Genomic DNA, 10,558 nt, shown 5'->3' on the forward strand with positions numbered 1-10,558 from the left:
TTATTCGTAGTGATGCTACAATGTTTCTTGTACTCAATTTGAGTTGCGGGTGTAGTTCAATGGTAGAACTTCAGCCTTCCAAGCTGATAGCGTGGGTTCGATTCCCATCACCCGCTCCATAATTAACTTCCGAAATCCTTGTCCGCAAGGGTTTTTTTGTTGTGTATCGCACGTGCAAAAATAAACAAAAAGAAGCCAGGCCCCCTGATCCTCCGGGGGCCTGGCTTTATGAAATGACAGGTAAGACTGTCTTGGACGTTAGACGGTCTTCAGGAACTCTACAAGGGTCAGCAGGCCTTTGTCGAAGTTCTCCAGGTTGAAGTGCTCGTCCGGTGCATGCAGGTTCTCGTCATCGAGTCCGAAGCCCATCAGGACGACCGGTGCCTTCAGGATGCGGGCGAAGCTCTCCATGATCGGGATGGAGCCGCCATCTTTGGTGAAGAGGGCGCGGGTGCCGTAGACCTTGCCGTAAGCATCAGCAGCGGTCTGGAGGATCGGGTGCGACGGATCGATGTTGAAGGCGCGTGCCTTCTCCATCTGCTTCACCTGAACTTTGGCACCCTTTTGAATATTAGCCTTCAGATGGGCTTCAACGGCATCCAGGATGTGCTGCGGGTCCTGGTCGCCGACCAGGCGGCAGGTAATTTTGGCATGGGCTTCCTTCGGGATTACCGTCTTGCTGCCTTCGCCTTGGAAGCCGCCGTATACACCGTTCAGCTCCAGTGTTGGACGCGCGCCGACCCGTTCCACGAAGGTGTAGCCTTCTTCGCCGTACAATTGCTCCAGGCCGAGGGCGGCCCGGATCTTGTCTTCATCTACGCCTTGCTTGGCGAATTCTTCGCGCAGCAGCGGGGACAGGGCAGGCACGCCTTCGTAGAAGCCTTCTACAGATACGCGGCCCTTGTCATCATGAAGGGTGCTGAGCAGCGAGACCAGCGCATGCAGCGCATTGGGAACGCCGCCGCCGTAGGAGCCGGAGTGCAGGTCAGTCAAGGCAGTGTTCACTGTAACCTCCATCGAGCAGAGACCACGGAGCCCGGTGCAGATGGCAGGGCGTCCGCGCTCCAGCAGGGAGGTATCCGAGACAAGAACAGCATCTGCCGCAAGCTTGTCCTGGTTAGCTTCCAGGAATGGCGGCAGGTTGACGCTGCCAATCTCTTCTTCCCCTTCGATGCAGAGCTTAATGTTGACCGGCAGAGTGCCCTCTTGCTTGAGAATAGCCTCGATGGCTTTGATATGCATGAATACCTGGCCTTTGTCGTCTGTAGCGCCGCGGGCATAGAGCTTGCCGTCACGGATCTCCGGTTCAAACGGAGGCGTAGTCCACAGGTTCAGCGGATCAACCGGCTGTACATCATAATGGCCGTAGACCAGAATGGTCGGCTTGCCGGGGGCATGAAGGTAATCTGCATAGATCACCGGATGACCGGCGGTAGGGTGCAGCTCGATATTCTCAAGACCCGCACGCTTCAGGGTCTCTACCAGCCAGCCGGCTGCGGTATTAATATCTTCTTTGTGGCTGGACAGGGCTGAAATGCTGGGGATCGCCAGCCATTGCTTGAGTTCGCCAAGCTGGGCTTCACGCTCAGCCTGAAAGTAAGTTTCGTATGACATTGTAGGTATGTACCTCCTTGGAATTCGCTGCTTAATACCACAGCTACCCGTATTATGCGGCAACATGCATAACGGAGGGTCTCTGCGGCTCAGGTCGGCAGTGTAATGCATTCATTATACTGGAGATATCCCGAGGGATCAAAAAAGGATTGTCCATCGCTAGAGCAGAGGGTGACTGGAACTGCGTAGCTTAGGAGACAGTTCCTTGCAGGCTGTTGATTACTGGCAGTAACCGTGATAGACTTACTTAGTTTAAGCAAAGGAACCGCCGGGCACGGCGGAAGCGACAGGAGCGAAATTGTAGTGTCAACGAACATACCTGCAAGTGTTGAACCGATATATATTTATACGTATGCCCATTCACCGGATGAGACCTCATTATGCGGAATGGAGCTGCGCTGCCTGTTCGGCCGGAAGATCCCTCCGGCTATATTCGCAAGCGGGGTAGAGGTGGATGTCAGCCGCAGTCCTTTTATCAAAGAACGGATAGATGTGATGTACGAAGGGGACACGCTCCCGGAGATCTACAAACAGACAGAGCAGGTAGAACTGGTGGGGCGGAGCTTCAAGGTTATTTTTGTGAAGACTAATGATCTGGCTCCTGAGGATAAAATTGAATACGGTGAGCGCAGAGTGATTGAGCGGGAAATCGGCCTGCGGATTGAGGGAGAGGCGGATGTGAACCATCCGGAGCTCGTGTACGGGATTGTAACGCTCGGCGGACGCTGGTACTTCGGCCCTTATCATAAGAACAATGCAACCTGGTTCAGGCAGATGCACAAGCCCCGCAGCTACTCCATAGCGCTCAGCACACGGGTAGCCCGGGCAGCGGTCAATATGGCAGTTCCGCGAATACCCGGTGTGAAGCTGATCGATCCCTGCTGCGGAATTGGCACAGTAATGGTGGAAGCTCTGTCGATGGGAATCGATGTCGTCGGCCGTGATATTAATCCGCTCATAGCGGCAGGTGCGCGGACGAACATCGCCCATTTCGGCTTCGAGAGTGTTGTTACGCTCGGAGATATTGCAGACACCCAGGAGCATTATGATGCGGCCATCGTGGATATGCCTTATAATCTGTATTCACGGATTACCCCCGAAGAGCAGTTTGCGATTCTGAGCCATACGCGGCGGATTGCGGACAGAGTGGTCATTGTGGCGATTGAGGCGGTGGATGAGATGATTGCTGCGGCCGGTTTTACGATTGTAGACCGTTGTGTGGCACGAAAAGGTGCGTTCTCCCGTCATCTGATGCTGTGCGAGTAGAGCACCTTGAAGGAAGAGCGTAACTAAATCCGAGTGAAGGCGGTGTGCTTATGGAACCAAAATGGTTAACCTGGGCCAAAGAAATTCAAGGGATTGCCCAGACAGGGCTGGCGTATGCCAAGGATGTATATGATATTGAACGTTATCAGGCACTGCGCGAGCTGAGCGTGGATATTTTGGCGAATTATACGTATGAGAGCAAGGAGCGTATCCGGCTCTCCTTCGCGGGCGAAGACGGGTATAGCACACCTAAGGTGGATATCCGGGGAGTTATTTTTCAGGATGATAAAATTCTGCTCGTACACGAGAAGCTCGACGGAAAATGGGCATTGCCCGGAGGTTGGGCAGATATCGGCCTGTCACCAAGCGAGGTAGCTGTCAAGGAAATTGCCGAGGAATCCGGCTACCAGGCGGAAGCGGTCCGTCTGCTTGCCGTGCTGGATAAGAAGTTCCATCATCATCCGCCGGAGCCGTACCATACCTATAAAATGTTCATCCTGTGCAGAATTACCGGCGGGGAAGCGGCAGGTGGCGTGGAGACGAGCGGTGCGGGATTTTTTGCCGAGGATGCCTTGCCCGAATTGTCTGAAGAACGCAACACGGCCGAGCAGCTGCACACCCTATTCCAATATTTACATCATCCCGAAAAAGAAGTAATATTGGACTAAAGCACTGCATATTATAGATAACCAAGAGTGTATATAAGTTTTATGAATACATTTTTTGGTTAATATAATTTATGTAAGCCTTTACAATGATGATCCGCTGAGCCTTTATATCTAAAAAAATTATCGAAAACATCTCTTTTTGGGCCTGGCGGTCTACATTTTTTCCTCTGCTTTGACGATAAGAATTTTAGGAGGGGATCGCATGGAACAAGAAGAGCTAAGACTCCCGCTTGCGCAGGAGGGGATGACCCGGCCTACAGAGGGCAATATCGCCACGGGCCTGGTATGGGGTGTCCTGATCAGTATTCCCTTATGGATCTCGTTGATCGGCTGGATGATGGGCATCTGGAAATTCTAAGACCCGTCCGCAGCCATAGTTAAGTCCCGCTACTACTAACTGCACATATACAATGAAGGCTGCCTCTTCGAAGTGAAGAAGCAGCCTTTTTATACGGATTGATTTACGATTCGTTGTTGATATGCACCAGCTGGAAGCTCTCGCAGACCACCCTCATCTCCGGGTCGAAGGGCTTACCCTCACGCTCCAGCTCCCTGGTGAAGAACACCTCATGCTCGTAGCGCCAGGATTCAAGGCTGCGGTCATCCTCCCCTTCGGAGTAGGCGAATTCAGCGGTTACCTCAGCGAACGGAACAACCTCCACCTTCGTCGTCTCAATGATCGCGCGCGGCTGCCCTGTGCTATCCAGCAGGACGGATAACCCGCCTGTAAAAGGCATGCTCAGCCCCTGAGCCTTAATCAGCTCATAATTCTGCGCGGTCCCGGTCTTGATTCCGCTCAGAACCAGATCCAGCAGCTCATCTGCCAGCCGGGGATTGTCGCCGAACGCCCAGGCGCTGTCGAATTTGTCTGCCGCTTCCGGGTGCTTTACCAGATAACCCTCCCAATATTTTGCAATTTCCGGGGTTAATGTCATTACGGTCACCTCTACCTTAGATTTGTAAGTGTATATTCATTGATTGTGAAGCAAAGCCGATTCCAGTTGGGCGAGGACGGGAGAGCAGTGCAGATCAGTCCGCTTCGCTTAACCAGCCGCTATACAGCTCATCGAGCTTCTGCTGCGCAGCATCTCTCATTCCTTGCAGCCCGGCCAGCTTCTCTGCATTGCTCGACAGCTGCGGGTTCAGCATTTCGGCATCGATAAGAGCAAGCTGTGCTTCCGCTGCGGCAATGTCCTGCTCCCACGAAGCCGCCGGACGCGGCTTGCGGTTCGGACTGGCAGGGCCGGATGGGGATGCTTCTGCCCGCCCGCTTACAGAGCGGGGCTTGCCGGTGCTGCCCCCGGAAGATTCCGGCTGCGTGGCCTCTTGCCGCTGGGCGGCTTCGGCCTGCTTTTCCTTATAGTATTCGTAGTTGCCCGGGAAGGAGGAGAAGCGTCCGCCGTCAATATGCCAGAGCTTGCCGAAGCAGCGGTTGATGAAATAACGGTCATGGGATACCGCCAGCACGGTGCCGGGGAACTCCTCCAGCGCCTCCTCCAGCGCCTCGCGGGAATCGATATCCAGATGGTTGGTCGGCTCATCCAGAATCAGCAGGTTCGGCCTCTTGTGCATCAGGATCGCGAAGCGCAGCCGGGTCCATTCTCCTCCTGAGAGGTTGGTGATGCTCTTGAAGACATCGCTGCCGTAGAAAAGGAAGCGGGCCAGCTGGCCGCGGGCTTCGCCTTCTTCAAGTCCGGCCTCCTCGCGGAAATAACGCAACACGGAGTGGCCGCCCTCCTCCGGTACAGCTTCCTGGGCCAGATAACCGACGACAGCCCGGGAAGCAAGCGTATAGCTCCCGCTATCCGGTGTCTCCTGGCCGAGGATGATCTTCAGCAGGGTGCTTTTGCCTGCTCCGTTGCCGCCGATCAGTGCCGTGGTCTCGCCGTATCTCAGAATATCGCTGGCGGCCGAGAACAGCCTGCGCTCCCCGTAAGACTTGCTGATGCGGTCCAGGATAACCACCTGGTTGCCGGTCCGGTCATCCTGCTGGAGCTGCAGATCCATCGACTTCCGCTCCAGGATCGGGCGTTTGACCTTGACCATCCGGTCCAGCGCCTTTTGCATGGACGCCGCACGGCGGTGGAAGGAAGGGTTCGGCGGATTGGAGCGGTTGCCCCATTCAATCAGCCTTTTGATACTCTCCTGCATCTGCTTGATCTTCTTCTGCTGCTCCTGGTAGTCAGCGAATTGCTGAAGGAGCCTGGCTTCCTTCTCCACCTGATAACCGCTGTAGTTCGTATGGAAGGTGAAAGCCTCCCCGTCTTCAAGCTCGATGACCTTCTTCACCACGGCATCCAGGAAGTAACGGTCATGGGAGATAGCGAGCACCGTGCCGTCATAGCTCTGGAGGAACTGCTCCAGCCACTCGATAGCCTCCATGTCCAGATGGTTGGTCGGCTCATCGAGCAGCAGGATGTCGGGACGGCGCAGCAGCAGCTCGGCCAACCCTACCTTGGTCTTCTCTCCGCCGGAGAGGGAAGAGAAGCTGCGGTCATATTGCTCCGTTCCAATCCCCAGTCCTGAGGCTACACGCTGGATCGAGGCTTCCAGCTCATAGCCGCCTGCGGCCTCGAACTTCTCCTGGAGGGTGCCGTATTCCTTAAGCAGCCGGTTCCAGGCTTGCTCGTTGTCGCCCGCGCCGGAGGATGACATCTCCTGCTCCAGCTCCCGCAGGCGGCGCTGCCAGCCAAGCTGCTCCGCGAAGCTGCGCTGAAGTACGGCGTAGACTGTGTCGCTCTCGTTCACCTCTTGAATCTGGGCAAGCAGACCGATGACGCTGCCCCGGCGGATGGAGAGCTGCCCTTGATCTGGGCGTTCCTCCCCGCCCAGCAGGTGGAAGAGGGTGGTTTTGCCGCAGCCGTTGCGGCCGATCAGGCCGATTTTTTCGCCTTGGCGGATATCGAAAGTGACATCGCTCAGGACGAGCTGGGCACCGTGGTATTTTTGGATATTTTGACATGAGATAATCATCGTTAGGCTCCTTTTATTAGAATGCTCTTTGCTCTGCCACTTCAATTTATCCGAAATATCCGGTTAAAAGCACATAAAAAGGCCGCAGGGAAATTTCCCTGCGGCCTGAGAATTCTTCGGGTTAAGACATCCGTTGAAGTGTAGGCGAGAAAGGCATTTCACAATGTTGTAGTGTTATTAAGTTCTTGTAAATGGACAGACTTCTCCCGTTGTCCGATTTTACATGAACGATGCCCGCCATAATATTAATCAGCCGGCTGCTAACACTGTTGGTCCGATTGTGATCCATTCTCCTACACCTCCTTTTTGATAAATTTAAAGCTAGTGTAACCAAAAATCCCGAAATAAGCAAGGGAGAATTGTTCCCGCAGAGACATAAATACATGGCACTGCAAGTAGTATGGAGTGTGGTGAAGGGGCGTTGCCCTTATAACGGCTACGGGAAAAGAGGAGAGCTATGGCGATTTTTAACGGATTGCTCGGCAATGCAACTCAGGTGGAGCTGGGGGAGGTGCAGCGGGAATACGGACGGATTCTGGCTCCGAATGAAAAGATTGAGCGCGCCTATAAGCTGGTCCGGGACATGTTTATTTTTACAGACAAGCGGCTGATTCTTGTAGACAAGCAGGGGATGACCGGCAAAAAAACCGAATACCACTCTGTTCCTTACAAAAGCATCACCCATTACTCTGTGGAGACGGCGGGGCATTTCGACCTGGATGCGGAGCTGTGCCTATATATCTCGGGCGCGGGGCTGCCGCTGAAGAAAACCTTCAACAAATCGGTCGATATCTATGAAGTGCAGGCTGTGCTGTCGCAATATATCCTGAAATAAGGGGTGTGCGTAGAGGGCGTACTAAGGCCATAGCCTGCGGCAGCTCCATATAACAGACGGATAGAACGAATGCCACGCCTAGGCCTCCTTCCTGAAATTTGTGCATGGCTCACAAAATAAGCGGCAGCAAATGTACGGTCCTGCGGAAACCGTTGACAGGGGCTCCGGGCCTGCTGTTAAATGACACTAACTTAAGCGGCAGGGAAGGGAGGCGGAACATGAGGAGAGGACCGGTGACCGGAACGAAAACGATGGTGGTCAGCCCGCATTATCTGGCCTCGGCGGCGGGCGCGCAAGTTTTGGCCAAAGGCGGCAACGCCTATGATGCGGCGGTTGCAGTCAGCGCGGCGCTGGCAGTGGTCTATCCGCATATGACCGGGCTCGGCGGCGACGCCTTTTGGCTGGGGTACAGCGCCAGTGAAGGGCGCGTGCGGGCTTACAACGGCAGCGGACGCTCGGGCTACGCCGTCCGCCGGGACTGCTATGCCGGGGAGGAAGCCATTCCCCGGCGGGGGGTGCGCAGCGCCATTACGGTGCCCGGAATGGCGGATAGCTGGGAGGCTGTCCAGCGGGAGTATGGACGGCTGACCCTGGCCGAGGTGCTGGAGCCGGCTATCGGCTACAGTGCCGGGGGCTTTCCGCTGTCGCCGGACCAGCATGGCGGCAGCGTATTGGCCGGAGCCGCGCTGTCGCCCGAAGCGGCGGCGGTGTATCTTCCCGGCGGCCGGATACCGGCGGCGGGCGAGCGGTTTGTGCAGCGGCAGCTGGCCGGGACGCTGCGGGCGCTTGCGGCGGGAGGCCGGGATGCTTTTTATAAAGGGAGTATTGCAGAAGAGATCAGTGATTATATGCAGGCTTCCGGCGGGTACCTGACCCGCGATGATTTCGCGGATCACCAGGGTAGCTGGGAAGAGCCTCTCCAGACGGTGTACCATGGGCATACCGTCTATCAGGTTCCGCCGAATTCGCAGGGCTTCACGGCGCTCATGGCGCTAAATATCCTGGAGCATTCTAATTTTGCGGAGATCAGGCACGGCTCCTATGAGTATTATCATCTGATGGTGGAGGCGCTGAAGCTGAGCTTCCGTGACCGCGACCAGGTGCTCACCGACCCGTCCTTCAGCAGCATTCCGCTGGACCGTCTGCTGAGTAAGCCCTATGCGGCACAACTCGCGGCGGCGATTTCTCCCCGTAAGGCGCTTGCTCTCAGCAGCGAACCGGTTGGAAGGGATACGGCTTACGCAGCGGTGGTGGATGAAGAGGGAAATGCAGTCTCGTTCATCCAGAGTCTGTATTTCGAATTCGGTTCGGGGGTTGTGGCTGGGAATACGGGGATTCTGCTCCAGAACCGCGGGTCCTTCTTCTCGCTTGATCCTACCCATGTCAATACGCTGGAGCCCCACAAGCGCACCTTCCACACGCTGATGCCGGCGATGGCCTGCCGGGACGGGAAGCCGGCTTATCTCTATGGCACACAGGGTGGTGAAGGCCAGCCGCAGACGCAGACCCTGCTGCTCACGCGCATGCTTCACTACGGGATGGACCCGCAGACTGCGGTGAGTGAACCCCGTTTCGTCTGGGGCAGAACCTGGGGGGAGCCGACTCAGGAGCTGCGGATCGAGAACCGGGTAGCGGAAGCTGTGCGGGCAGAGTTGGCGGAGGCGGGGCATCTTGTCCGTGAGGCAGAGAGCTATGACGGGGTGATGGGGCACGCCCATGCTATCTCCATTGACGGTAACGGCTACCGCAGCGGAGGGACAGATCCCCGCTCTGATGGAGCGGCTATCGGGTGGTAGAGGAATGAATTCGTGGCAGGAGTAAGGAAATAAGGGGAACAGGAAGTTAGGAAGACAGGAATACAGGAAGACTAATAGAGCAACAGATTTCAGCTTGTGAAAATTACTTTAACTAATCGCTTACTGAAGGTTTGCCGCGCCCCGGTAAGGGTGTAAAGGGGATGCTTAAAGAAGGCTTAATTGTAATCCGTACAACTAAATCCTCGAATGTGCCGCCGAATCTCCGTTTAGATGTATTTCGTACAATTAAAATACCTCTGTACTTGGATTTTCACCCATTCGGGCAGATTTAGTTGTACAGAGTGCAGTTAGAAGAGGAAAACCTTTCTTTTCACTGTATTTAGATGTACAGAATACAACTATCGCCTAATGCTCGGCTTAAACGTAGCTTCATCCCTTACTTGTTCTACTAGAAGAGGAGAAGGCAGGGTGATTAAGGAGATAAGGATAGAATAATCCGGTTTTGTACGGGAGGGAGAGGGTGGAACGGCATGGTTCTTGATAATCGGCACGGTGCATTCCGGGTCCTGGAGCTGGAGATTCCCGGCAGCGGACATGGGACATTGCACGGCCTGACCTTCACGGTAAAAGATGTCTTCGCAGTGGCCGGGCACCGCTCTTCCGCCGGTAACCCGGACTGGCTGCGCAGCCACGAACCGGCGGACTCCCATGCAACTGCTGTACGCAGGATGCTGGAAGCCGGAGCTACGCTGCGGGGGGCTGCCCATACGGATGAGCTGATGTACAGCCTTGGCGGAGAGAACTATCATTACGGCACACCGGTGAATCCGCACGGGGAGAACCGGATTCCCGGCGGCTCGTCCAGCGGGTCAGCGGTAGCTGTGGCCTCGGGGAGTGTGGATTTTGCCCTCGGGACGGATACAGGCGGCTCTGTCCGGGTTCCATCCGCTTATTGCGGTGTGTTCGGTTATCGTCCGACTCACGGCGCGGTATCTCTGGAGGGAGTTATTCCGCTGGCCCCTGCTTTTGACACGGTGGGTTGGATCGCGGGAAGCACGGAGCTGCTGCTGAAGACAGGACGCGTTCTGCTCGGGCCTGTGGACAGCGGCGGCGATGCCCGGGGCGGGGATGACAAGAAGAAAGCGGGCGATCTGCTCGGATTTGCGGATAGCAGCGGTCATGCCCAAGGCGGTGAGAATAGGAAGAAGTGGGGCCAGCTACTCGGGTCTGTGGGCAGAGGCGACATTGCCCAGGGCATGCAGAATAGTATGGAGCAGAGCGGCGGTGAGATGGTTGATAAGTCTGCCGGTGACCTTCGAATATCCCGGATGTTCTTCCCGCCTGAAGGCTGGGCGCTTGTGGAGCTGGACTGTGCAGACTACCTGAGGCGGGGGCTGGACAAGCTTCAGGCAGGCGCTTCGTTACAGGCTGCTGAAGCCGGGGTG

The 10,558-nt window shown here is 55.7% G+C and carries 9 protein-coding genes and 1 tRNA gene; 7 read left to right on the forward strand and 3 right to left on the reverse strand.

The features are described 5' to 3' along the window. Positions 1-45 precede the first annotated feature (45 nt). A tRNA-Gly gene (locus C162_RS18030) sits at positions 46-119 on the forward strand. Between the two features lie 139 nt (positions 120-258). Here the strand turns inward: C162_RS18030 and C162_RS18035 are convergent. Beyond that, a complete protein-coding gene (locus C162_RS18035) occupies positions 259-1,614 on the reverse strand; it encodes a dipeptidase (RefSeq protein ID WP_036696163.1) in 1,356 nt (451 codons plus the stop codon). Between the two features lie 303 nt (positions 1,615-1,917). On the opposite strand from C162_RS18035, the gene C162_RS18040 reads away from it, so the two are divergent. The 3 genes from C162_RS18040 to C162_RS36000 all read left to right on the forward strand — a co-directional run bounded on the left by C162_RS18040 (position 1,918) and on the right by C162_RS36000 (position 3,906). Then, the gene (locus C162_RS18040) at positions 1,918-2,880 is read left to right on the forward strand and encodes a TRM11 family SAM-dependent methyltransferase (protein WP_235218463.1); all 963 of its coding nucleotides are present in this window, start codon (positions 1,918-1,920) and stop codon (positions 2,878-2,880) included. Positions 2,881-2,930: 50 nt separating this feature from the next. Beyond that, positions 2,931-3,548, forward strand: coding sequence for an NUDIX hydrolase (locus tag C162_RS18045; RefSeq protein WP_036696167.1), 618 nt, complete (start codon positions 2,931-2,933; stop codon positions 3,546-3,548). 202 nt (positions 3,549-3,750) lie between these two features. Then, the gene (locus tag C162_RS36000; protein ID WP_156949647.1) at positions 3,751-3,906 is read left to right on the forward strand and encodes a hypothetical protein; all 156 of its coding nucleotides are present in this window, start codon (positions 3,751-3,753) and stop codon (positions 3,904-3,906) included. Positions 3,907-4,009: 103 nt separating this feature from the next. On the opposite strand, the gene C162_RS18050 is transcribed toward C162_RS36000, so the two are convergent. Both C162_RS18050 and abc-f read right to left on the reverse strand, forming a co-directional pair. Continuing rightward, positions 4,010-4,483, reverse strand: a complete 474-nt coding sequence (locus C162_RS18050; protein ID WP_036696170.1) for an ASCH domain-containing protein — start codon at positions 4,481-4,483, stop codon at positions 4,010-4,012. A 94-nt stretch (positions 4,484-4,577) separates the two neighbouring features. Beyond that, positions 4,578-6,521, reverse strand: coding sequence for a ribosomal protection-like ABC-F family protein (gene abc-f / locus C162_RS18055; RefSeq protein ID WP_036696172.1), 1,944 nt, complete (start codon positions 6,519-6,521; stop codon positions 4,578-4,580). A gap of 457 nt (positions 6,522-6,978) precedes the next feature. Here abc-f and C162_RS18060 point away from each other — a divergent pair, with 457 nt between their 5' ends. The 3 genes from C162_RS18060 to C162_RS35470 all read left to right on the forward strand — a co-directional run. After that, on the forward strand, positions 6,979-7,356 hold the full coding sequence (locus tag C162_RS18060; protein ID WP_036696174.1) for a PH domain-containing protein: 378 nt from the start codon (positions 6,979-6,981) through the stop codon (positions 7,354-7,356). Positions 7,357-7,574: 218 nt separating this feature from the next. Then, positions 7,575-9,152: a gamma-glutamyltransferase gene (gene ggt, locus C162_RS18065; RefSeq protein ID WP_036696177.1), complete on the forward strand. Its 1,578-nt coding sequence runs from the start codon at positions 7,575-7,577 to the stop codon at positions 9,150-9,152. Positions 9,153-9,643: 491 nt separating this feature from the next. Continuing rightward, the coding region (locus C162_RS35470) for an amidase family protein (protein WP_268748808.1) at positions 9,644-10,558 on the forward strand (915 nt) is incomplete at its 3' end.

The organism is Paenibacillus sp. FSL R7-269, from assembly GCF_000517865.1.
Lineage (GTDB): Bacteria > Bacillota > Bacilli > Paenibacillales > Paenibacillaceae > Paenibacillus_AQ.